Below are 22,544 nucleotides of genomic sequence, written 5' to 3' on the forward strand. Positions count from 1 at the left end.
CTGATCCGTCACCCCTCGAACGGGAGGGCTCCATGCCTTCATCTGTCATGCCCACGACCAGCTCAGGAGCCGGTCCGCAGGCGTCCGCCGCCGTCTCCGCTGTGGGTCTGCGCAAGTCGTACGGCGACAAGACCGTCCTCGACGGCATCGACCTGCGCATCCCGGCCGGGTCCGTGTTCGCGCTGCTCGGACCGAACGGCGCCGGCAAGACCACCACGGTCCAGATCCTCTCCACCCTCGTCTGCGCCGACGGCGGAGAGGTCCGGGTGGCGGGCCACGACCTCGCCACCGCCCCGCAGGCCGTGCGCGGCGCCATCGGTGTCACCGGGCAGTTCTCGGCCGTGGACGGTCTGATCACCGGCGAGGAGAACATGCTCCTCATGGCGGACCTGCACCTGATCCCCCGGCGCGAGGGCAAGCGGATCGCCGCCGACCTGCTGGAACGCTTCGGCCTCACCGAGGCCGCGAAGAAGCCCGCCTCCACCTACTCCGGCGGCATGAAGCGCCGCCTCGACATCGCCATGACCCTGGTCGGCAGCCCCCGGGTCATCTTCCTCGACGAGCCCACCACCGGCCTCGACCCCCGCTCCCGCCACAACATGTGGCAGATCATCCGCGAACTCGTCACCGGCGGCGTCACCGTCTTCCTCACCACCCAGTACCTGACGGAGGCCGACGAACTCGCCGACCGCATCGCCGTGCTGCACGACGGGCGGATCGCCGCCGAAGGCACCGCCGAGGAACTCAAGCGGCTCGTCCCGGGCGGGCACGTCCGGCTCCGCTTCACCGACCCCGACGCCTACCGCGACGCCGCCACGGCACTGTCCGACGGCACCGGCGACGACGACTCCCTCACCCTCCGGATCCCCAGCGACGGCAGCCAGCGCGCCCTGCGGTCCGTCCTCGACCGCCTCGACGGCGCGGGCGTCGAGGCCGACGGGCTGACCGTGCACACCCCCGACCTCGACGACGTCTTCTTCGCCCTCACCGGCGGCGCCGGCGTTCCCGCCCGCTCCGACTCGACCAAGGAGACGGTCCGATGAGCAGCCTCACCCTCGCCGCGCGCAACTCCTCCACCATGCTGCGCCGCAACCTGCTGCACGCCCGCCGCTACCCCTCTCTCACCCTCAACCTCCTGCTCACGCCGATCATGCTGCTGCTCCTCTTCGTGTACATCTTCGGAGACACGATGAGCGCCGGCATCGGCGGCGGCGCCGACCGGTCCGCCTACATCGCGTACCTGGTGCCGGGGCTGGTGCTGATGACCATCGGCAGCACCACGATCGGCACCGCCGTCTCCGTCTCCACCGACATGACCGAGGGCATCGTCGCCCGGTTCCGCACCATGCCCATCCACCGCGGCTCGGTGATCACCGGGCACGTCATCGGCAGCGTGCTCCAGTCGGTGATCAGCGTGGTCCTCGTCGGTGCCGTCGCCGCGGCCATCGGCTTCCGCTCCACCGACGCCACCGTCCTGGAGTGGCTCGCGGCCTTCGCCCTGGTCGCCCTGTTCGCCACCGCGCTCACCTGGATCGCGGTCGGCATGGGTCTGATCAGCCCGAACGCGGAGGCCGCCGGCAACAACGCGCTGCCGTTGATCTTCCTCCCGCTGATCTCCAGCACCTTCGTGCCGATCGACGCCATGCCGGGCTGGTTCCAGCCGATCGCCGAGTACCAGCCGTTCACCCCCGCCATCGAGACCCTGCGCGGCCTGCTCCTCGGCACGGAGATCGGCCACAACGGCTGGCTCGCCCTCGCCTGGTGCCTGGCCCTGTGCACGCTCGGCTACTTCTGGTCGAAGTCGGTCTTCGACCGCGACGCCAAGTAGGCGGCCGCCTCCGCGGGTGGCACCCGCGACCCGTTCCACCCGAGGGCGGCGCCCCGACATCTCGTCGGGGCGCCGCCCTCGGTGCTGCCCCGGGCGATGGCGCAGATGGTGCCGAAAATGGCTCTCCATGACGCCAAAGATGTGCCATAGTGGTGCCATCGATGGCGCGACGGAGGGGGCCGACAGATCATGGACACAGCGCAGAGCAGCCGACGGGCCACGCCCGGCGCCCTCGCGGCCTTCGCCCGCTTCGTGCTCTGCGGGGGCGGGCTGGGCCTCGCCTCCAGCTTCGCGGTGGCCGGCCTCGCCTCCTGGATTCCCTGGGCCCTGGCCAACGCCCTGGTCACCGCGGCGTCCACCCTCCTCGGCACCGAGCTGCACGCCCGCTTCACCTTCGGCGCGGGCGGGCGTACGACCTGGCACCAGCACGCCCAGTCGGCCGGGTCGGCGGGGGCCGCGTACGCGGTGACGTCCGCGGCGATGCTCGCCCTGCACCAGGTGGTGGCGACGCCCGGTGCGGTGCTCGAACAGGCCGTCTATCTGTCCGCCTCCGCACTCACCGGTGTCGCGCGCTTCGTGATCCTGCGCCTCGTCGTCTTCACGCGGTCCGGGGGCGTCCCGTCGGCCCCGTCGTCAGAGAGGTGTCAAGGGCGTTCACGCCGCCGTATGGAAGCCGTCAACGGTGGCCGGAACCGGTCGGAAGGGGGCTCTCATCTCCTTGTCAGCTTCTCTTCCGCACCTCACTAGGAGCTCGCGATGGCCGACGTGGCCTTCGTCGTCACCACGATCGCGGTGTTCGCGCTCGTCGCCCTGGTCGCCAAGGGGGTGACGAAGCTGTGACCGCGGAGAACATCGTCGGCCTGATCGTGGCCGTCGCCCTGCTCGGTTATCTCGTCCTCGCCCTGATCCACCCGGAGAGGTTCTGAGCACCGCATGAGCCCCGTCCTCGCCGGCGTGCTCCAGCTGCTCGCGCTCGTGGCCGCGCTGGCGCTCGCCTACGTCCCCCTCGGCAACCACCTGGCCAAGGTCTACTCCTCGTCCACGCACCTGCGGGTCGAGAAGTGGATCTACAAGGGCATCGGCGCCGACCCGGACACGGAGATGCGCTGGCCCGCGTACCTGCGCGGCGTCCTCGCCTTCTCCCTCGCCGGAGTCCTCTTCCTCTACCTGCTCCAGCGGCTCCAGGGCGTCCTGCCCGGCTCGCTCGGCTTCGCCTCCATCGATCCGGACCAGGCGTTCAACACCGCCGCGTCCTTCGTGGCCAACACCAACTGGCAGTCGTACTACGGCGAGCAGGCCATGGGCCACGTCGTGCAGACCGCCGGTCTTGCCGTGCAGAACTTCGTCTCGGCGGCCGTCGGCATCGCCGTGGCCGTCGCCCTGGTCCGCGGCTTCGCCCGGTCCCGCACCGGTGACCTGGGCAACTTCTGGGCCGACCTGGTCCGCGGTGTCGTCCGCGTCCTGGTGCCCCTCGCCGTCGTCGGCGCGGTGATCCTGGTGGCCTGCGGGGTCATCCAGAACTTCTCCGGCATCCACGAGGTCGGCCAGTTCACGGGCGGCCCGCAGCAGTGGAACGGCGGCGCGGTCGCCTCCCAGGAGGTCATCAAGGAGCTGGGCACCAACGGCGGCGGCTACTTCAACGCCAACTCGGCCCATCCCTTCGAGAACCCGACGCCGTTCACCAACCTGTTCGAGATCTTCCTGATCCTGGTGATCCCGGTCGCCCTGACCCGGACCTTCGGCGTCATGGTCGGCTCGGTGCGCCAGGGCTACGCGATCCTCGGCACGATGGCCACCATCTGGGTCGGATTCGTCGCACTGATGATGTGGACCGAGTTCGCCCACCACGGCCCGGCACTGCAGGCGGCCGGGGGCGCCATGGAGGGCAAGGAGGTCCGCTTCGGCATCGGCGGCTCGTCGATCTTCGCGGTGTCGACCACCCTCACCTCGACCGGCGCCGTGGACTCCTTCCACTCCTCCTTCACCGGTCTCGGCGGCGGCATCACGATGCTCGGCATGATGCTCGGCGAGATCGCGCCGGGCGGTGTGGGCTCCGGGCTCTACGGCATGCTGGTCATGGCGGTCATCGCGGTGTTCATCGCGGGGCTCATGGTCGGGCGCACGCCGGAGTACCTCGGCAAGAAGATCGGCAGCCGTGAGATCAAGTTCGCGGCCTGCTACATCCTGATCACCCCGGCGCTGGTCCTGACCTTCACCGCCGCGGCGACGGCCCTGCCCACCCCCGGCGACTCGATGACCAACAGCGGGGCGCACGGCTTCTCCGAGATCCTGTACGCCTACACCTCGGCCGCCAACAACAACGGCTCCGCCTTCGCGGGCCTGAACGCCGACACCCAGTGGTTCAACACCACCCTGGGCCTGGCCATGCTGCTCGGCCGTTTCCTGCCCATGGTGTTCGTCCTGGCGCTGGCGGGCTCGCTCGCCGGGCAGAAGCCCGTCCCGGCCACCGCGGGCACCTTGCGCACCGAGAAGCCCCTGTTCACCGGGCTGCTGGTGGGCGCCGTCCTGATCATCACCGGTCTGACCTACTTCCCGGCCCTCGCCCTGGGCCCGCTCGCCGAGGGGCTGGCATGACCACCGACACGCAGAAGCACGAGGACTCCATGTCCACAGCCACCCCGAACCGGGCGTCGCACGGCGACGCACCCGCCGGGCACCAGGGGGAGGAGGGCCGCGTCGGCGCGGGCCTCTTCGACCCGAAGCAACTGGTCAAGTCAGTGCCCGACGCCTTCCGCAAGCTCGACCCGCGGGTGATGGTGAAGTCGCCCGTCATGTTCGTCGTCCTCGTCGGCTCCGTCCTGACCACCGCCTTCTCCGTCAAGGACCCCGGCGACTGGTTCGGCTGGACCATCAGCGCCTGGCTCTGGCTCACCGTGCTCTTCGCCAACCTGGCGGAGGCGGTCGCCGAGGGCCGCGGCAAGGCCCAGGCCGACACCCTGCGCAAGGCCAAGACCGACACCGTCGCCCGCCGTCTCGTCGGCGGGCGCGAGGAGCGGGTGCCCGGCACCGGGCTGAGCGTCGGTGACCTGGTGGTCTGCGAGGCCGGCGACATCGTCCCCGGCGACGGCGACGTCGTCGAGGGCGTCGCCTCGGTCGACGAGTCGGCGATCACCGGGGAGTCGGCGCCCGTCATCCGCGAGTCCGGCGGCGACCGGTCCGCCGTCACCGGCGGGACGAAGGTGCTCTCCGACCGCGTCGTCATCAAGATCACGACGAAGCCCGGCGAGACCTTCATCGACCGGATGATCAGCCTGGTCGAGGGAGCGGCCCGGCAGAAGACGCCCAACGAGATCGCGCTGAACATCCTGCTGGCCTCGCTGACCGTCGTCTTCCTGCTGGCCTGCGCCACCCTCCCGCCGTTCGCCGATTACGCCGGCACCGAACTCACGATGGTCGTGCTGGTGGCGCTGCTGGTCTGCCTCATCCCGACCACGATCGGCGCCCTCCTCTCCGCGATCGGCATCGCGGGCATGGACCGCCTGGTCCAGCGCAACGTGCTGGCCATGTCGGGACGCGCCGTCGAGGCCGCCGGCGACGTCTCCACGCTGCTGCTGGACAAGACCGGCACGATCACGCTCGGCAACCGGCAGGCGGCCGGGTTCGTGCCGGTGCGCGGCACCACCGCGGCCGAGGTCGCCGACGCCGCCCAGCTCTCCTCGCTCGCCGACGAGACACCGGAGGGCCGCTCGGTCGTCGTCCTGGCCAAGGAGGAGTACGGGCTGCGCCACCGCCACCAGGGCGAACTGGCCGGCGCCGTATGGCTACCGTTCACCGCGCAGACCCGCATGTCCGGCGTGGACGTGGACGGCCGGCGGATCCGCAAGGGCGCGGCCGGTTCGGTGACCGCGTGGGTGCGCGAGCGCGGCGGCGAGGTCGCCGAGGACGCGCAACGGCTGACCGACGCCATCTCCGAGGCGGGCGGTACGCCGCTGCTGGTCGCGGTCGAGGACGAACGGGGCGCCCGCGTCCTGGGGGTGATCCACCTCAAGGACGTCGTCAAGCAGGGCATGCGCGAGCGGTTCGGGGAACTGCGCCGCATGGGCATCAAGACCGTCATGATCACGGGTGACAACCCGCTGACGGCCAAGGCCATCGCCGACGAGGCGGGCGTCGACGACTTCCTCGCGGAGGCGACGCCCGAGGACAAGATGGCGCTGATCAAGCGCGAGCAGGCCGGCGGCAAGCTGGTCGCGATGACCGGCGACGGCACCAACGACGCCCCCGCGCTGGCCCAGGCGGACGTCGGCGTGGCCATGAACACCGGCACGTCGGCCGCCAAGGAGGCCGGCAACATGGTCGACCTCGACTCCAACCCGACCAAGCTCATCGAGATCGTCGAGATCGGCAAGCAGTTGCTGATCACGCGCGGGGCGCTCACGACGTTCTCCATCGCCAACGACGTCGCCAAGTACTTCGCGATCATCCCGGCCCTGTTCGCGGCCGTCCACCCGGGCCTGGACAAGCTCAACATCATGGGCCTGTCCTCCCCGTCCTCCGCGATCCTGTCCGCGGTGATCTTCAACGCGCTGATCATCGTGGTGCTGGTCCCGCTCGCCCTGAAGGGCGTGCGCTACCGGCCCATGAGCGCCGACCGGCTGCTGCGCCGCAACCTCGCCGTCTACGGGCTGGGCGGCCTGATCGCCCCGTTCATCGGCATCAAGCTCATCGACCTGATCGTCTCGCTCGTCCCCGGGATCGGCTGACCGACATGAACACTTCCCTGACCAACGGCGCCCGGCTGCTCGCGGCGGGCCTGCGCGCCCTGCTCGTCCTGACCGTGGTCACCGGCATCGTCTACCCGCTCGTCGTCACCGGCGTCGCCCAGGGGCTGTTCCCCGGCAGGGCCAACGGCTCCGAGACCAGGGCCGACGGCAAGGTCGTCGGCTCCACCCTCATCGGCCAGCAGTACAACCTCCCCCTGAAGGACGGCCAGGAGACCCCGGAGCCGGACCTGAGGTGGTTCCAGGGCCGCCCCGCCAACGGCCTCGGCACCAACAGCGTCAACACCCAGTACGACCTCATCCTGTCCGGGGCCACCAACCGCTCCGCCGACAACCCGGAACTCGTCGAGTGGGTGAAGGACGCCAAGGCCGCCGTGGTGAAGGACAACTCCGTGCCCGGCCACCCCGTGCGGCCCGAGGACGTGCCCGCGGACGCCGTCACCTCCTCCGGGTCGGGCCTCGACCCGGACATCTCCCCGCGGTACGCCGGCCTCCAGGTGCACCGGGTCGCCGAGCGCAACGGCCTGCCCGTAGACCGGGTCCGCAAGCTCGTCGACGAGCACACCACCTCCCGCACCCTCGGCTTCATCGGCGAACCCCGGGTCAACGTGCTCGCCCTGAACATCGCGCTCAAGGAGCTGGTGGCCCCGGAGGCCGGGCGTTGAGGCGCGGTCTAGAATCCGGGCCATGGCCCTGACCGTCGGCGACGTGGAACGGTTCGAGGCCTCCAGGCCCCGTCTGGAGGCCATCGCCTACCGCCTCCTCGGCTCCGCGAGCGAGGCGGAGGACGCCGTGCAGGAGACGTTCCTGCGCTGGCAGGCGGCCGACGTCGAGCGCGTCGAGGTCCCGGAGGCCTGGCTGACCAAGGTCCTCACCAACCTGTGCCTCAACCAGCTCACCTCCGCCCGCGCCCGGCGGGAGACCTACGTGGGCCAGTGGCTGCCCGAGCCGCTGCTGGCCGGCGACCCGATGCTCGGCCCGGCGGAGACCGCCGAGCAGCGCGAGTCGGTCTCCTTCGCGGTCCTCGCCCTGCTGGAGCGGCTGTCACCGAGCGAGCGCGCGGTGTACGTCCTGCGGGAGGCGTTCGCGTACGCCCACCGGGAGATCGCCGAGATCCTCGACATCACGGAGGACGCCAGCCAGCAGATCCTGCATCGCGCCAGGAAGCACGTCGCACAGGGCCGGGCCCGTACGGAGGTCGACGAGGCCGCGGCCCGGCGGATCATCGACGAGTTCCTCGCGGCGGCCACCAGCGGCCGGACCGAACCGCTGGTCCGGCTGCTCACCCAGGACGCCGTGTCGATCGGCGACGGCGGCGGAAAGGTCCCGGCCCGCGCCAAGGCGTTCGAGGGCGCCCGCGCCGTGGCGACCTTCCTGCGCGGCCTGTTCAAGCCCGGCAAGGCCAAGCGCGCGCTGACCGGCGGTCCCGCCGAGATCTACGCCACCACCGCCAACGGCGACCCCGCCGTCGTGGCCGTCGTGCACGGCCGGGTCATCGGGATCATGTGCCTGGAGGTCACGCCCGAGGGGCTCGCGGGCTTCCGCAACCAGGTCAACCCCGACAAGCTCGAACGCGCCACCCGCCGGTGGACGGCCACCGATCACGGGGAACCCCTGCTCCAGGCCTTCTGACCGGACTGTGGCGCACGTCACTCCCCGCCCCTGTCAGGAATCGGCGCCCTGCCCGGTTCAAGGGGCGAGTCCCGCTGGAGAGAGCCCTCAGCGGCCGGAGACAAGGGAGCACGCCATGCAGCACCGCATCGTCGTTCTGGGCGCCGGATACGCCGGAGCCGTCGCCGCCGGTCGTCTTGCCAGGCGACTGCGCCGCGAGGACGCGGCCATCACCCTGGTCAACGCCGAGCCCCACTTCGTCGAACGGGTCCGGATGCACCAGCTCGCCGTGGGCCAGGAACTCAGGGCCCGGCCGCTCGACGAGATGTTCGCGAACACCGGGGTCGACGTGCGGATCGCGCGGGTCACCGGCGTGGACGCCGACCGGAAGACCGTCTCCGTCACCGACCAGGAGGGCGCCGGTGAACTGGCCTACGACACCCTCGTCTACGCCCTCGGCAGTGCCTGGAACCCGCAGGACGTCCCCGGTGCCGCCGAGCACGCCCACGAGATCGCCGGCCGTCCGGGAGCGCTGCGGCTGCGCGAACGCCTTGCGGGGCTGGCGGCCGGGCGGTCCGTGGTCGTGGTCGGCGGCGGGCTGACCGGCCTGGAGGCCGCGTCCGAGATCGCCGAGGCGCGCCCGGACCTGGAGGTGTCGCTCACGGCGAGCGGCGGCCTCGGCGACTGGCTCTCCCCCAAGGGCCGCCGCCACCTGCGGAAGGTCTTCGCCGCCCTCGGCGTCACGGCGTACGAGAACGCCGCCGTCACGGCCGTGGCCGCGGACCACGTCGTCACCGCCGACGGCACGGCCGTCCCGGCCGACGTCACGGTGTGGACCACCGGATTCGCCGTGCACCCCCTGGCGAAGGCCACCACGCTGGACGTCACCGACACGGGCCGCATCGTGGTCGACGCGACCATGCGCTCGGTGTCCCACCCGGACGTGTACGCCGTCGGCGACGCTGCGCTGGCGGCGGGCCCCGGCGGGAAGCCGCTGCGGATGTCCTGCGCGTCGGGCGTCCCCACCGCCTGGCAGGCCGCCGACGCCATCGCCGCCCGGCTGACCGGCGGGAAGCTGCCGACGGTGACACCGCGCTACTTCAACCAGTGCATCTCCCTGGGCCGCGGCCAGGGCCTGATCCAGTACGTGACCGCCGACGACCGTGCCGTGCGCGGAGCCCTGACCGGACGGCTCGCCGCCGTCTACAAGGAGTTGGTCTGCAAGTCCGCGGCCTGGGGCGTCGCCAACCCGACCCTCGGCATCCCGACCCGGCGCCGTCCGGTCACGGCCCCCGCCCCGGAGCCGGCCCCGACCGTATGAGCGGCCGCCGTGCTCAGCGCACCGGGAACCCGAAGGCGTAGCCCTGCTCCTTCAGCCAGGGCAGGACCTGCCGCAGGGCTTCGACGGTCTGGGTGCGGTCGCCCCCGGCGTCGTGGAAGAGGATCGTCGGACCGTTGGACAGCTCCCGCTGGACGGTGGCGACGATGGCGTCCGTGCCCGGCCGTTCGAAGTCCTTGGTGTCCACGTTCCAGCCCAGCGGACGCATGCCGTGGGAGGCGGCGAGCTTGCGGCTGTAGGGGGTGAACGCCCCGCCGGGGGCCCGGTAGTACATCGGCCGGACGCCCCCGGACGCCTTGATGATCATGCGCTCGGCGTCGAGGATCTCCTTGGACTGGTAGGCCTCGGACTTCTTGTCCATGGCGGTGTCGTGCGACACGGTGTGGTCGCACAGCCGGTGCCCGGCGGCGACGACGTCCTTCACGAGGTCCGGGTGGGCCTGCGCCTGAATGCCCGTCATGCAGAAGGTGGCCTTCACCCCGTACTCGTCCAGCAGGTCGAGCACCTGGGGCGTCCACGCCGGGTCGGGACCGTCGTCGATGGTGATGTTCACGCCGCGGGCCCCCGCGTCCGAGGCGTGCGCGATGCTGATGTCGACAGGCTTGGTGCCGGCGCCCGGCGTGGCCGACGCGGACGCCCCGGACGCCGCGCCGCCGACCGAGTCGGCCTGCGCGGTCCACACCGAGGCGCCGACGGCGAGCATCGTCACACCGAGCGCCGCCCCGACCACCTTGCCGTACCAGCCCCGTCCACCGCCGTGCCGTGCCATGTCCGCCGCCCCGCCTTCGCGTAGTTCCTCGCCGCCGTCCCCGAACACGCCGGGGACCACATGACAGGACGGCGGAACCCGGCCGCGGGATCCCTCCGTTACGGATCACGGACAATCCCGGGGGAGTTCGCGGACAACTCGACGGACGCCGCCGGGGCCGGCCCCACCTGACGGCCCGCCAGCTCCGCGGGCCTGCCGGAGACCGCCCACCGCTCGGGGTGCCGCACGGCACCGTGGACGGCGGGTCGGGGTCACTTGCGCCAGAAGAGATGGTGCGTCACGCCGCTCGGGCTGGGCACGACCTCCCGGTGGAACCGGTCCAGCAGCTCGTCGGACGAGTCCCACAGACGCAGCCCGGATCCCAGCCTCACCGGCGAGACGACCACGTGCAGGGTGTCGACGAGGTCGGCGTCGAGGAACTCCCGGACGGTGGACACGCCCCCGCCGAGCCGGACGTCCTTGCCCTGTGCGGCCTCCCGTGCCCGCGCGAGCACGGTGGCGGGGTCGCCGTCCACGAAGTGGAACGTGGTGTCGGAGAGCGTGAATGACGGACGCGTGTGGTGGGTCAGGACGAACACCGGCGTGTGGAACGGCGGCTCGTCACCCCACCAGCCGCGCCAGTCGTGGTCCTGCCACGGGCCGCGCTGGGGCCCGAACTTGTTGCGGCCCATGATCTCGGCGCCGATGTTGTGGCTGAAGTCCCGGGTGAAGTAGTCGTCGAGGCCCCGGCTCCCCCCTGGCTCGGTGCGGTTGGGCCAGCTCGCCGTGGCGCCGGCCCAGGCCATGAGCCGCCCCGGGTCGACGGCGTGACCGAAGGGCCGCTCCAGACTCTGGTCCTCGCCGGCGGCGACGCCGTCGCTCGAGACGGTGAAGTTCTGCACTCGCAGCAGCTGATCCATGCGTTCCCTCATCAGGTCCTGTCGGTTCCGGGCGATGCGTCCTACATCAAGATGTCGAACGGGAGGCGACCGGATCGACAGCGGCGCGCGACTTCTTTCGACGCGTGTCCCGCGCGCGACCATGTGCGGTCTTCACTTGTCCCTCACATGTCATACGCTGCGTGCTCGGCAGCGCTCGAACACCCGTCGTCGGGTGCGGGGGGACGCGCGGCCTTTCGTTCTCGCCCGGTGGGAACCGGGCTTCCTCTGTGGGGGTTCACATCACTGTGCGCACGCGCAGCATCGCGACCGCGACGGCACTCGCGGTCGTCCTCAGTTCCGCCGCCCTGGTGGGGGGCACGGCGGGTCCGGCCGCGGCCGACTCCGCGAAGACCCTTCCGGTGAAGTCGGTCGGCGACGTCGTCGTGGACGGCGCCCACCAGCGGGTCTACCTCTCCGATCCGACCGGTGGCAAGATCGTCGTCACCGACTACGGCGGCACCGTGAAGGCGACGCTGACCGGGCTTTCCGGGGTGACCGGCCTGGCGCTGTCCGCCGACTCCGGGCAGCTGTACGCGGCCGTGACGGGCGGCAACCGGATCGTCTCGGTGGGGACGAGCACGTACACCCAGACCGCGAGTTACCCGGTGGGCGCGGCTCCCGGCGACCTGGAGGTGGTGGACGGCCGGATCTGGTTCGCCCACGGCACGGACTTCGGCTCGCTGGACACCTCCGGCCCGGAACCCGTCGTCCACCTCGCCCAGCGCGGCGACGTCGACTTCTTCGGCGCCTTCGGGATGTTCCTGGCGTCCGACTCGGCCGTCCCGGGTGTCCTGGTGGCAGGCAACGGCGGCGACCTCGCCGTCTACGACGTCTCGGCGGACGGGGCCGCACTGCGGGTCAAGGGCGGCATGGACACCGCCGTGAAGCAGCTGGACCTGACGCCCGACGGCAAGCAGGTCCTCACCTCGTGGGGCGCCCCGGGCCACGGCTACGCCCTCGGCTCCTACTCGACGGCCGACCTCACGGAGCAGCCGGGCTATCCGATCGACTCCTACCCGAACGCCGTGCGGATCGCGCCGGACGGCAGTGTCGCGGGCGGCAGCGACTCCGCGTACGGCCCCGACGTCCACATCCACCGGCCCGGTGACAAGGTGCCCGTGCGGGAGTACGACTTCCCCAACACCGGCAACAGCAGCGGCGGTGACTCCCTGGTGGACGGGGCTCTCGCCTGGGCGCCGGACTCCAGCCGGGTCTTCGCCGTCTCCGTGAACACCTACGGCACCTACACCCTGCGTGCCCTGACCGACCCGACCAAGGAACTGCCCGCTCTCAAGGTGTCGGCCCCGGCCAAGTCGGAGCGGGCCAAGAAGCTCACCGTCACCGGCAGGCTGACCTCCAGGAAGCCCCTCGCCGCCGGCACCGGCCTGAGGGTGATCCGTACCGACGTCGAGTCGCCGAAGGGCAAGGCGCTGGCCGCCGTCAGGACGAAGGCGGACGGCAGCTTCTCCTTCACCGACACACCACCCGCCGGCGGCAGGGTCACCTACAAGGTCTCCTACGGGGGCGACGCCACGCACGCCCCGGCCTCCGGTTCGGACGCGGTGGACGTCTCGCGCAAGGCGACCGTGCTGAGCCTGAACAACAACGGCAAGGTGTACTCGTACGGCAAGAAGGTCACCTTCACCGCACACCTCGGCACGACGTACAAGAACCGGACCGTCGCGATCTACGCGGACCCCTTCGGCACCGACAAGCCGAAGAAGCTGATGAAGTCGGCCAAGGTCAACTCCAAGGGCAACGTGTCGGCGACCGTCACCATGACCCGCGACACCACCGTCTTGGCGGTCTTCACCGGTGACGCCCGCTACGCCCCGAAGACCGTCAAGTCCACGGGGTACGCCCGGGTCAAGGTCTCCACCGCCGTCGCCAAGCACTACAAGACGGGAAAGATCGGCTCCACGACGTACTACTACTTCCACAAGAAGACCGACCCGGTGTTCACCACCACCATGAACTACTACAAGGGCCGCAAGCAGCGCCTCCAGCTCCAGGTCCACTACCGGGGCGCCTGGCGCGACTCCGGCTCCGACTACTTCGCCCTGGGCACCAGCGGCAGGTCGTCCGTGCGCCTGGGGGCACCGGGAGAGTCCGGCATCCGTGCCCGCGTGCGCTCGTCGTACGTCAACGGCTCCTCCGGCGACACGATCAACTCCACGACGCACGGCGCCTGGAAGTACTTCACCTTCACCAAGTAGCCCGCCCCGGCTGCCGCCCAGCAGGCCCAGGTCATCGGCCTGGGCCTGCTCGGGCCGTGTCGTCCGGGATCGTTCCGGGGCGCGTGTGGAGGATCTCGCGGGCCTGGTCCGCGGCGCGGGCGATGCTCTCGGAGACGAAGTCGACGAAGCGGGCGATGTTCTCCAGGCGGGCGGCGGCCGGGGTGTCGGGGCCGAGGATGCCGACGCCCTGCCGGGCGACCTCGCCGAGGTGGGCGGTGGCGCGGGCGCTGGCCATCATGGACTGGTACATGACGTCGTCGTCGACGACGTAGCGCTCGCGGCGGCGTTCGTCGCGTTCCCGGCGGATGAGGCCCTGGTTCTCGAGGAACGCGACCGCCTTGGAGACGGACGCCGGGCTGATCCGCAGGCCTCCGGCGAGTTCGGCGGCGGTGAGGCTGCCGGCGTCGGTGGTGTAGAGGCCGGCCAGCACCCGGGCCGTCATCCTGGGCAGGCCCGACCGCATGAAGACCGTGGTGAACAACTCCTCGTACTCGCGTACGGCTTCGGCGTCGCGTCCGTGGGCCTGCGGGGGCGTGCCGGGCTCCCGGGAGGCGCCCTTCCCGCGGCGGCGGGCGCGGTGTTCGGCGGCGCGGTGGGCGAGATCGGCGCGGTAGGCGGTGGGGCCGCCGTTGCGCATCACCTCGCGCGTGACCGTGGAGGTCGGGCGCTCCAGACGCCTGGCGATCTCCGCGTAGGCGAGACCGTCGGCCAGCCCCAGCGCGATCTGCCGGCGCTCCTGCTGGGTGAGTCTGCCTCCCGGCATCGCGGTCTCCTTCGGGGTCCGTGGGGTCTCCAGGATAGCGTTCACGCTTGGTTCATTGCAACGATCGCGCAGGAGCCGTTGCGTTAGATTCTGAAGTCGTTGCAATGAAATGCTTGCATCTACCTGCATAAACAGCCGAGTTGAGCAACGACGTGATTGCCGTATCGGGAAATGCAACGTAGCTTTTCACTCATCGGAAACAGTGAGTCGAAGGAGAGCACGATGCAGAAGTTCGACACCTCCGCGCCGGTGACCGCCGTCCTCGACATCCCCGCCGGCCGCGTCCGGTTCATCGCCGCCGACCGGTCCGACACCGTGGTCGAGGTCCTCCCCGCGAACGTCTCCAAGAGCCGTGACGTGCAGGCGGCGGAGGAGACCGAGGTCACCTACGGCGACGGCGTCCTGCGGATCGAGGCCCCCGAGGCGAAGAACCAGCTCCTCGGATCTTCCGGGTCCATCGAGGTGACCGTCCAACTGCCCGCCGGTTCCCGCGTCGAGGCGAAGGCGTCCCTGGCCGAGTTCCGGGGCGTCGGACGGCTCGGTGACGTCTCCTTCGAGGGCGCACAGGGTTCGGTGAAGCTCGACGAGGCCGCGAGCGCCCGTCTCGCCCTCCAGTCCGGCGACGTCTCGGTCGGCCGGCTGGGCGGCTCCGCGCGGATCAGCACCCAGAAGGGCGACCTCCGCGTCACCGAGGCCGTGGGCGGCAGGGTCACGCTGCACACCGAGTCCGGCGAGATCTCGGTCGGCGCCGCCCGCGGAGTCTCCGCCTCCCTGGACGCCGGCACCTCCTACGGCCGGATCCACAACGCGCTCCAGAACACCGACGGCGCCGACGCGGCCCTGACCATCCACGCGACCACCGCCTACGGCGACATCAGCGCCCGCAGCCTGTAAGAGCGGCCCCCCGCGGCCGTCCCGTCCGCTCACCTGATCCCGTGACCAGTTCCGAAGGAGCACACCACCATGTCCATCACTCCCGCCGGCCACAACCGCCCGGAGCTCCAGCAGGCCATCGACGAGATGGTCGAGTCGGGCTTCACCGGGGTGACGCTGCGCGTGCACGACGAGCGGGGCGAGTGGGCCGGCAGCGCCGGGGTCCGCAAGCTGGGCGAGAGCGCGAAACCACCGGTCGACGGGCACGTCCGGATAGGCAGCAACACCAAGACCTTCACCGCGACGGTGGTGCTGCAGCTGGTGGCCGAGGGCACGCTCGGACTGGACACCCCGGTGGCCGGCCACCTGCCCGGCTTCGGGCTGGACCCGAGGATCACCGTGCGGATGCTGCTGCAGCACACCAGCGGCGTCTTCAACTTCACCGGCGAGTACTACGACGACGGGACGTTCGCGCCCGGGATCCCCGCCACGACCGCGGGCCGGGAGTGGGTGGACGGCCGGTTCAGAACCTACCGGCCCGAAGAGCTGGTCCGGCTGGCCCTGGCCAGGCCGGCACGGTTCGAACCGGGCACGGACTGGAGCTACTCCAACACCAACTACGTGCTGGCCAGACTGCTGGTCGAGCGGGTCACCGGCCGCACGCTCGCCGAGCAGACGCAGCGGCTGATCCTGGGACCGCTCGCTCTGTCGGGCACCGTGGTGCCGGAAACCGACCCGGAGATCCCCCAGCCGCACGCCCACGCCTACTACCGGTACGAGGACGCCGACGGAGAGCGGACGGTCGACGTCACCCGCCAGAACCCCTCCTGGATCTCCACCGGCGGAGACATGATCTCCACGACCCGGGACCTCCACACGTTCATCTCCGCGCTGATGGGCGGCAAGCTCCTGCCGCCCCCGCTGCTGGCCGAGATGTGCCGGCCGCATCCCAAGGCCGGCTACGGCCTCGGAGTGTTCGTCCAGGACGCGGGCGAAGACGGCGGCACCGTCATCACCCACAACGGCGGCATGGCGGGCCACGCGGCACTGATGTACAGCACGCCCGACGGCGGCAAGACCCTCACCGCCGCGCTGAACTACGTCGACGACACCGCGATGTCCATGGCAGCGGCATTCCAGAAGGCGACCCGAACGCTCGTCGAGGAGGTCTTCGGCGGCCGGCAGCCCCAGTAGCCGGGCGCGAGCAAGGCCCAGGTCGATGACCTGGGCCTTCCGCGGCGCCCGGGTCGCCCCGCCCCTTCCGAGGAGTACCGTGAAACCAGGTGGCTTCCGGTTTGCCGTCCCCGGTAGGCAGGCGAGTGCGATGACCGACCCCGATTCCCCGCGGATGACCAGACTCCTGCCCGACGCCGTGCACCAGGCCGATCCACGACCTGGAACCGCAGTGGTGCGGCTGGAGACGACCCATGACCGGCAGGGCGCGCTCGACGGCGCGTGGTGGCCCCGTTCCCGCGACATCACCGGTGAACTCCCCGGCCTCGTCTCCGCGCTGTCCGGGTATCTCGGGCCCATCACCCGTGTGGGCCTGGACAGCGACGCCTGGGAGGAACTGCCGACGCGGATGACGATCGACGGCCGTGTCGTCCACATCGACTCGTTCCCGGTCGGCGACGACACCGTCCTCATCACCCGGGGCGGCAACGACATCTTCTCCCTGCTGGTGGTCCCCCCGCAGACCGTGCCCGACGCGGCCCGCGCCGCCATGGCCGCGGCCGTCCGGGCCGGCAGCCAGACGCCGGCGGAACAGATCCTCATCGACACCGGCACCGAAGGCGCGGAGCCAGGGCAGGCCCCCCACGCTGCGCTACGCGACCGCCGCCATGAGCCGGGCGGCTGACGACGCGCTCGTCAGGGGCGGCACCACGAGGATATCCCAGCGGCCCGAGGTGTAGGACTCCAGCAGAATCCTGTGCGGATTGAGCACCTCGGCGAAACGGTCGACGGCCACCTCGTGACCATTGACGACGACGACACCGTGCGGGACGAGCTGCCAGTGGCGGGGATTGACGGCCACGTGCGTGAGCCGGCCCCGCAGCGGATCGATCACGTCGGCCAGTTCGCCGAGTTCCCGAGCCAGGTCGCGGGTCCGGGGCCACCAGGCGCCGTCCGGACGGCCGAAACGGCTGGCGGATCCGAGGACGAGGCGCGCGGCACGTGGCCGGAAAGGTGCCGCGTGCGGACGGAGCTGGGCGGTGTTCAAGGTCATCATGGGAAGCCTGACTGCGGGCCCGCGTCGACCGACGGGCGCCCGGAGGTGCGTGATCGAGGACGGGACCGGAGGCGCCGGTGCACGAAAGCCCTCGACGTCCTCAGGCTACTCCTCGACGCGCCCCGGCACCGGGCAACGGCCTCATCGGCCGGACCGCCTCGGCATACCGCCCGCCCGGGCGCCGCGAAGCGTACGCTGGAGGGGCCGGGGACACTCCGCGCACGGACATCTCGCGCCTGTGCCGTTCTCGGCGATCGAATACGCCGGGCCGGCCCAGGCCCGCCCGGGGCAGGGTTCGCCCCATGACTGCGACCGTCTCCCCTCCGATGACGTACGAAGACCGGCGTCCCACGTCTCCCGTGCGTCTGTCGCTGGCTCCCGAAGGTTCGGCACCGCTCCTGCTCGACGGCGCGTGGTGGCCGCGTTCGCGTGATCTCGCCGCCGAACTGCCCGCCCTGGCGGCCGTTCTCGATCCGCTGTGGGGGCGGATCACCCGGGTCACGGTGAACCCCGCCCAGTGGCCGGTCGTCCCGCGCAAGGTGCCGGTCGCCGGGCACGTGGTGAAGGTGGGCTGGTTCCGCTTCGAGCAGGACGAGCACGAACTCCTGCTGCTCTCCTACCACGTGGGCCGCTGGAACCTGCTGGTCGTCCCGCCGCGGACGCCTCCGGCCGCGGCCGCCCGGCTGATGGCCGCCGCGAGCGACCCGGGCCGGACCGCGAGCGCGAGCCGGCTGATGGCGGATGCCGCGCGTCCGACGGTGATCGCCGAGGCCGACCGCACCGGCGAAGCCGTGTGGGAGTCCGAAGGGGGACGGGGAGCCGGCGCCCTCGTCGTCCCCGCGTGGGACCGGCCGGTCACCGAGGCTCCGGCGGACCGGCCCGAGAGGATGTGAGGACGGTGGACATCTTCGTGACGGTGATCGTGCTGCTGGCGGTGATCGCGGCGGGCGCGTTCCTCATCCACCGGCTGAACGCCCTGCACGGGGGCAGGAGCGCCGCCTTCCACTACGACCGCGGCGGTGTGGTCGCACCGGACCGGAAGACCACGGACGGCAAGAGCGCCGAAGGAAAGACCGCCACCGCGGGGAAGACCACCGCAGGAAAGACTGCTGACGGGCCGGTCGCACGCCGCCGGGACGGCGGACGCGGCCGACTGCGCCCTCGACGTCGTATCCACGGCGTACACGACGTGTCGGCGCGCTAGGCGCGGACGCGGGTCCGCCGGAGCGGGGCGCCGGCCTCGTAAAGGCTGGTGAGCGCCAGCCGGTAGGAGGCGACCAAGCCCGTCTCCGCGTAGTCCACGCCCAGGTCCCGGCAGTACCGCCGGACGATGGCGCGGGCCTTGCGCAGGTTGGGGCTGGGCATGCTCGGGAACAGGTGGTGCTCGATCTGGTGGTTCAGACCGCCGAGCGCCAGGTCGGTGAACCGGCCGCCGTTGACGTTGCGTGAGGTGAGCACCTGGCGGCGGAGGAAGTCGGGGCGGTCGTCGGCCCTCAGGATCGGCATCCCCTTGTGGTTGGGCGCGAAGGCCGAACCGAGGTAGACGCCGAACAGGCACTGGTGGACGGCGAGGAAGGCGATCGCCATGCCGGGCGGCAGGACCCAGAACAGGGCCGTCAGGTAGACCGCGCAGTGCCCGAACAGCAGAGCGCCGTCGACCGTCCGGCGTTTGAGCCGGCGGTCGGCCACGGCCCTGCCGCTCGACACGTGCAGGTTGAAGCCCTCCAGCGTGAGCAGGGGGAAGAAAAGGAACGCCTGCCAGCGGCCGAGCAGCCGGGGCAGTCCGGTGGCGGCCCGGGCCTGGTCCGGGGACCAGACGAGCAGGTCGGGACCGATGTCGGGGTCGAGGTCCTCGGTGTTGGGGTTGGCGTGGTGACGGGTGTGCTTGTCCTGCCACCAGCCGTAACTCATGCCGATCGACGCCCCGGCGATCCGCCCGGACACCTCGCTGGCCCGGCGGCGGCGGAACACCTGCCGGTGCGCCATGTCATGGGCAACCAGGGCGACTTGGCCGTACATGACGGCCAGGAAGGCGGCGATCGCCAGGGTCCACCACGAGGCGCCGACGAGGACGAACGCGGCCCATCCGGTGGCGTAGAGCCCCGTCACCGCGGTGATCCGTAACGTGTAGTAGCCGGGGCGGCGGCCCATCAGCCCGGCATCCGCGATCTTCTTCGACAACTGGGCGAAGTCGCTGCCTGGACTGCCGGAACGCGCGCCGGAGGTGGTGGTGGCCATGGTCATGAGGACGAGACTCTTCTCTGTGAAGCGGGCGGACGACTCGGACCGGCCCCGGGGCGAGTTGGGCGCGGGAAGCGGGCGTAGACCCGGACGGACCCGCGGCGGCTCCTACCACCGAGGGGCACGGGTTCCCGGCCCGGCGGGTCCCACACGGGCGCGCAGACCTGCCGCCACCGTCGGGGACGGGCGCCGGGCCGCTCCGTCGACGCCCAACCGCCGGTCGTCCAGGGCGGCGGCCGTGAGGAGAGTGGCGGCCTCCTCCGTCGCATCCGGCGGGATCACCTGAAGGTCCCAGCGGCCGAGCCCCGGGGAGATCAGGACGACCCGGTCCGGGGCGTGCGGCGAGGCGGGGGCCTTGTGCAGGCGTACGACCTGGTTGGCGACGAACATGCGCCCCGGTGCCGCCGACCAGGCCGCGGCGTCCACGGTGACACCGGCGATGTCGCCCCACGCGCTCGGCAGCGCGGCGAGCATCTTCGGGAGCTGCGTCAGAAGGTCGCGGGAGTGCGGCCACCACACGCCGTCGATCCGGCGCGGCAGCGCGCCGTGGGGCGCGAGACGCAGACGGACGAGGGGAAGGGGGAGGGGAGGGGCGGACGGCGCGGGTGCGGCTGTCGTGATCACGTGGATTCTCTCTGACGAGGTGGGTTGCCTGCCGGTACGGCAGGGCGCAGCGGCCGGCGGCCTGCCCGGACCTGCCGGGGCAGCGCCGGACGTGACCGGTGGGTACGGGTGCGGGAAGTCGTGTCCGGCCGCTCTTGCCGCTCTTGCCGGAGGAAAGCGGCGACGACCGCCGTGAGTTCGGGCGAAGGAGCCGACGGGCGTGTGCGGGGTGAAGGGGGAGCCCCTCCCGCGTGATGAACGCCGGGTGGATGCCGGGGGTGGAGCCGGTCCGCCACCGGCGTGCCTGATGCCCTCGGTCTCGTCAGCCTACTCCTCGGTGCGTAAAGGCGGCGTGACGGTTGGTCATCGCCGCCATCGCCGCCATTGCCGCCATTGCCGCCATCGCCGCCATCGCCGCCATCGCCGCCACGGGCGCGGCGGTCGGCGGTCGCCCCTGCCGCACCGGCCCGGGCCGACCGCCACCACGTCTCACGCCGGCGGTACCCGCAGGGCGAGCAGGGCCACGTCGTCGGTGCTGCCGGGCGGCAGGTGGGCGAGCACGTCTGAACACAGCCTGTCCAGCGGTTCGTCGGCGAGCGCGAGGGCGTGCCGGCGCAGCCGGTCCAGGCCCGTGTCGAGGTCGCTGCCCGGCGTCTCGACGAGCCCGTCGGTGTACAGCAGCAGGGTGGAGCCGGGCGCCAGGGGATGTGTGGCGTCCGGCCGGCCCGCGCCGCCGACGGGGCCGGTGCCGAGGAGCAGTCCCTGGCCGGCTTCCAGATAGCACGCGGTGCCGTCCGGGGAGAGGAGCAGCGGAGGCGGGTGCCCCGCGCTGGTCCAGCGGAGCGTCCACGGTCCCGTGTCCGGATCGCCCTCGACGCGGGCGAGGATCAGCGTGGCCAACGGGACGGTGGTGATCACCGGCATGGCGGCGTCGAGGCGGTCGACGACGGCGCCGGGCGGTCCCGTGTGGTCCCAGGCCAGTGAACGCAGGATGCCGTGCAGTTGGGCCATGCCGGCCGCCGCGGTCAGATCGTGGCCCACGACGTCGCCGATGACCAGGGCGAGCGCGCCGTCCTTCAGCATGAAGGCGTCGTACCAGTCCCCGCCGACCTGCGAGCCCGCGGGCGCGGGCTGGTAGCGGGCGGCCAGCCGGAGGTGGCCGGGCCGGGGCAGCGGGGCGAGCAGGTTGCGCTGCATGGCCTCGGCGACGGCACGCTGACGGCCGTAGCGGCGGGTGTTGTCGACGACCACGCCGACCCGGCGACCGACGTCACTCACGGCCGCCAGGTCGCCCTCGTCGAAGGGATGCGCCGGGTCGGTGCGCACCACCGTCAGCGCCCCGGTGATCCGGTCCCGGGTGCCGAGCGGCACCGTGACGGCGGAACTCGCGCCCACCGCCGCCAGGAAGCCGCTGTGGAGAGCCGCAAGAGGAGAGTGTCCGGCGGCCGGGACGAGGGGTGCCACCCGCTCCTGGAGTACGGGTTCACCACCGGTCAGCGCCCGGCCCAGGGGTGAGTCCGCCCCCTCACCGGCCTCCTCCGGGGCGGGTGCGCGCCGGCCCTGGAATCCGGCGTCCCGTCCCTGCGGACCGGTCACCGCCACCCGGTGGACCTCGCCGGAAGCGGTCCGCAGGTCCACCGCCGCCCAGTCGGCGAGACGGGGGACCAGCAGGCGCACCAGGCGGGCCAGCGCCTCGTCGGTCTCCAGGGTCTGCCCCAGGACGTCCGTGATCTCCGCGACCAGGGACAGCCGCTCGTTGAGGTCCTCCAGGGCGCGCGTGCGCGCCGTTCGCTCCCGGTGGACGCGGTGGTCCCCGGTGGCGTCCGTGAACAGCAGCGCCACGCCCTTCGTGGAGCCGTCCTCCGTCAAGGGATACGAGGACCAGGAGACGGCCAGCAGGCGCCCGTCCCCCCGCAGATAGGTGCCACCCTCCCCGCGCGTCCCCTTCCCCTCGGCCAGTGCGTGGAGCAGTGGGCAGCGGTCACGCGGGACCCTGTTGCCGTCCGCGTCCCGGTGCAGCAGATCGTGTGCGTCGGCGCCCCGTATCGCCGCGGTGGTGCGGCCCAGCAGCCGCTCGGCCGCCGGGTTCGCGGCGATCACCCGCCCGGCCGCGTCCAGCACCAGCACCGCCGTGCCCAGCCGCTCGACGACCTGCCGCCAGAAACCCGGCTCGTCCGCCGCCCACGGCCCCACGCCGTCACCCACCGCATCGCGCACGGACCCTCCAGAGGCTGCCTTCCCGTCGATGGTGCTCCGACGCGGTCCCGCTCGCAGGGCGACGGGGCAGTCGGCGCACACCGCACGGGCACGGCCCCACGAGCCTGCCGGACCTCTTGCATGGTCTATGGCATATCCCCTAAGTTACCCGCAGGTAGCTTGCCGGTCCCG

The 22,544-nt window shown here is 71.8% G+C and carries 22 protein-coding genes; 15 read left to right on the forward strand and 7 right to left on the reverse strand.

The features are described from left to right. Nucleotides 1-47: 47 nt before the first annotated feature. The 9 genes from ACZ6IM_RS22980 to ACZ6IM_RS23020 all read left to right on the forward strand — a co-directional run bounded on the left by ACZ6IM_RS22980 (nucleotide 48) and on the right by ACZ6IM_RS23020 (nucleotide 9,502). Nucleotides 48-1,043: an ATP-binding cassette domain-containing protein gene (locus ACZ6IM_RS22980; RefSeq protein WP_052836557.1), complete on the forward strand. Its 996-nt coding sequence runs from the start codon at nucleotides 48-50 to the stop codon at nucleotides 1,041-1,043. Next, nucleotides 1,040-1,828, forward strand: a complete 789-nt coding sequence (locus ACZ6IM_RS22985; RefSeq protein ID WP_052836556.1) for an ABC transporter permease — start codon at nucleotides 1,040-1,042, stop codon at nucleotides 1,826-1,828. The genes ACZ6IM_RS22980 and ACZ6IM_RS22985 overlap by 4 nt, the downstream gene beginning before the upstream one ends. A gap of 189 nt (nucleotides 1,829-2,017) precedes the next feature. Continuing rightward, complete coding sequence (locus tag ACZ6IM_RS22990; RefSeq protein WP_469558611.1) at nucleotides 2,018-2,575, forward strand: GtrA domain-containing protein; 558 nt, start codon at nucleotides 2,018-2,020, stop codon at nucleotides 2,573-2,575. Between the two features lie 89 nt (nucleotides 2,576-2,664). Further along, the gene (gene kdpF, locus ACZ6IM_RS22995; protein WP_037922167.1) at nucleotides 2,665-2,754 is read left to right on the forward strand and encodes a K(+)-transporting ATPase subunit F; all 90 of its coding nucleotides are present in this window, start codon (nucleotides 2,665-2,667) and stop codon (nucleotides 2,752-2,754) included. Between the two features lie 7 nt (nucleotides 2,755-2,761). Next, nucleotides 2,762-4,423 (forward strand): potassium-transporting ATPase subunit KdpA, encoded by a 1,662-nt coding sequence (gene kdpA / locus ACZ6IM_RS23000; RefSeq protein ID WP_052836555.1) that lies wholly within the window; start codon nucleotides 2,762-2,764, stop codon nucleotides 4,421-4,423. Further along, on the forward strand, nucleotides 4,420-6,552 hold the full coding sequence (gene kdpB, locus ACZ6IM_RS23005; RefSeq protein WP_469558616.1) for a potassium-transporting ATPase subunit KdpB: 2,133 nt from the start codon (nucleotides 4,420-4,422) through the stop codon (nucleotides 6,550-6,552). Before kdpA ends, kdpB begins: the two co-directional genes overlap by 4 nt. A 5-nt stretch (nucleotides 6,553-6,557) precedes the next feature. Next, nucleotides 6,558-7,235, forward strand: a complete 678-nt coding sequence (locus ACZ6IM_RS23010; RefSeq protein WP_052836554.1) for a potassium-transporting ATPase subunit C — start codon at nucleotides 6,558-6,560, stop codon at nucleotides 7,233-7,235. A gap of 22 nt (nucleotides 7,236-7,257) precedes the next feature. Next, nucleotides 7,258-8,202, forward strand: coding sequence for an RNA polymerase sigma factor SigJ (sigJ, locus tag ACZ6IM_RS23015; protein ID WP_052836553.1), 945 nt, complete (start codon nucleotides 7,258-7,260; stop codon nucleotides 8,200-8,202). Nucleotides 8,203-8,317: 115 nt separating this feature from the next. Further along, a complete protein-coding gene (locus ACZ6IM_RS23020) occupies nucleotides 8,318-9,502 on the forward strand; it encodes an NAD(P)/FAD-dependent oxidoreductase (protein ID WP_052836552.1) in 1,185 nt (394 codons plus the stop codon). 13 nt (nucleotides 9,503-9,515) lie between these two features. Here the strand turns inward: ACZ6IM_RS23020 and ACZ6IM_RS23025 are convergent, their stop codons facing one another. Further along, nucleotides 9,516-10,289, reverse strand: coding sequence for a polysaccharide deacetylase family protein (locus ACZ6IM_RS23025; protein WP_052836551.1), 774 nt, complete (start codon nucleotides 10,287-10,289; stop codon nucleotides 9,516-9,518). Between the two features lie 251 nt (nucleotides 10,290-10,540). Next, nucleotides 10,541-11,188 (reverse strand): dihydrofolate reductase family protein, encoded by a 648-nt coding sequence (locus ACZ6IM_RS23030; RefSeq protein ID WP_052836550.1) that lies wholly within the window; start codon nucleotides 11,186-11,188, stop codon nucleotides 10,541-10,543. Nucleotides 11,189-11,454: 266 nt separating this feature from the next. Between ACZ6IM_RS23030 and ACZ6IM_RS23035 the strand changes: the two genes are divergently transcribed. Next, complete coding sequence (locus ACZ6IM_RS23035) at nucleotides 11,455-13,425, forward strand: YncE family protein (protein ID WP_469558621.1); 1,971 nt, start codon at nucleotides 11,455-11,457, stop codon at nucleotides 13,423-13,425. 31 nt (nucleotides 13,426-13,456) lie between these two features. Here the strand turns inward: ACZ6IM_RS23035 and ACZ6IM_RS23040 are convergent, their stop codons facing one another. After that, nucleotides 13,457-14,209: a GbsR/MarR family transcriptional regulator gene (locus tag ACZ6IM_RS23040; protein WP_469558624.1), complete on the reverse strand. Its 753-nt coding sequence runs from the start codon at nucleotides 14,207-14,209 to the stop codon at nucleotides 13,457-13,459. A gap of 222 nt (nucleotides 14,210-14,431) precedes the next feature. Between ACZ6IM_RS23040 and ACZ6IM_RS23045 the strand changes: the two genes are divergently transcribed. From ACZ6IM_RS23045 to ACZ6IM_RS23055, 3 genes are all read left to right on the forward strand, one after another. Then, nucleotides 14,432-15,103, forward strand: a complete 672-nt coding sequence (locus ACZ6IM_RS23045; RefSeq protein ID WP_052836547.1) for a DUF4097 family beta strand repeat-containing protein — start codon at nucleotides 14,432-14,434, stop codon at nucleotides 15,101-15,103. Between the two features lie 69 nt (nucleotides 15,104-15,172). Next, entirely contained in the window at nucleotides 15,173-16,276 is a 1,104-nt protein-coding gene (locus ACZ6IM_RS23050; RefSeq protein ID WP_469558627.1) for a serine hydrolase domain-containing protein, read from the forward strand. A 130-nt stretch (nucleotides 16,277-16,406) separates the two neighbouring features. Beyond that, complete coding sequence (locus tag ACZ6IM_RS23055) at nucleotides 16,407-16,940, forward strand: DUF5994 family protein (protein ID WP_469558629.1); 534 nt, start codon at nucleotides 16,407-16,409, stop codon at nucleotides 16,938-16,940. On the opposite strand, the gene ACZ6IM_RS23060 is transcribed toward ACZ6IM_RS23055, so the two are convergent. Then, entirely contained in the window at nucleotides 16,908-17,309 is a 402-nt protein-coding gene (locus tag ACZ6IM_RS23060; protein ID WP_469558632.1) for a DUF5994 family protein, read from the reverse strand. The genes ACZ6IM_RS23055 and ACZ6IM_RS23060 overlap by 33 nt on opposite strands. Nucleotides 17,310-17,614: 305 nt before the next feature. Between ACZ6IM_RS23060 and ACZ6IM_RS23065 the strand changes: the two genes are divergently transcribed. Beyond that, nucleotides 17,615-18,205: a DUF5994 family protein gene (locus ACZ6IM_RS23065; RefSeq protein WP_052836544.1), complete on the forward strand. Its 591-nt coding sequence runs from the start codon at nucleotides 17,615-17,617 to the stop codon at nucleotides 18,203-18,205. A gap of 5 nt (nucleotides 18,206-18,210) precedes the next feature. Continuing rightward, on the forward strand, nucleotides 18,211-18,516 hold the full coding sequence (locus tag ACZ6IM_RS23070; RefSeq protein WP_052836543.1) for a hypothetical protein: 306 nt from the start codon (nucleotides 18,211-18,213) through the stop codon (nucleotides 18,514-18,516). On the opposite strand, the gene ACZ6IM_RS23075 is transcribed toward ACZ6IM_RS23070, so the two are convergent. The 3 genes from ACZ6IM_RS23075 to ACZ6IM_RS23085 all read right to left on the reverse strand — a co-directional run bounded on the left by ACZ6IM_RS23075 (nucleotide 18,513) and on the right by ACZ6IM_RS23085 (nucleotide 22,373). Further along, nucleotides 18,513-19,556 (reverse strand): fatty acid desaturase family protein, encoded by a 1,044-nt coding sequence (locus ACZ6IM_RS23075; protein WP_052836542.1) that lies wholly within the window; start codon nucleotides 19,554-19,556, stop codon nucleotides 18,513-18,515. The genes ACZ6IM_RS23070 and ACZ6IM_RS23075 overlap by 4 nt on opposite strands. A gap of 105 nt (nucleotides 19,557-19,661) precedes the next feature. Beyond that, the gene (locus ACZ6IM_RS23080; protein ID WP_469558636.1) at nucleotides 19,662-20,177 is read right to left on the reverse strand and encodes a DUF5994 family protein; all 516 of its coding nucleotides are present in this window, start codon (nucleotides 20,175-20,177) and stop codon (nucleotides 19,662-19,664) included. A gap of 468 nt (nucleotides 20,178-20,645) precedes the next feature. Then, the gene (locus ACZ6IM_RS23085) at nucleotides 20,646-22,373 is read right to left on the reverse strand and encodes a SpoIIE family protein phosphatase (RefSeq protein ID WP_052836541.1); all 1,728 of its coding nucleotides are present in this window, start codon (nucleotides 22,371-22,373) and stop codon (nucleotides 20,646-20,648) included. Between the last annotated feature and the right edge of the window lie 171 nt (nucleotides 22,374-22,544).

It is taken from the genome of Streptomyces sp. NPDC042336 (assembly GCF_055581985.1).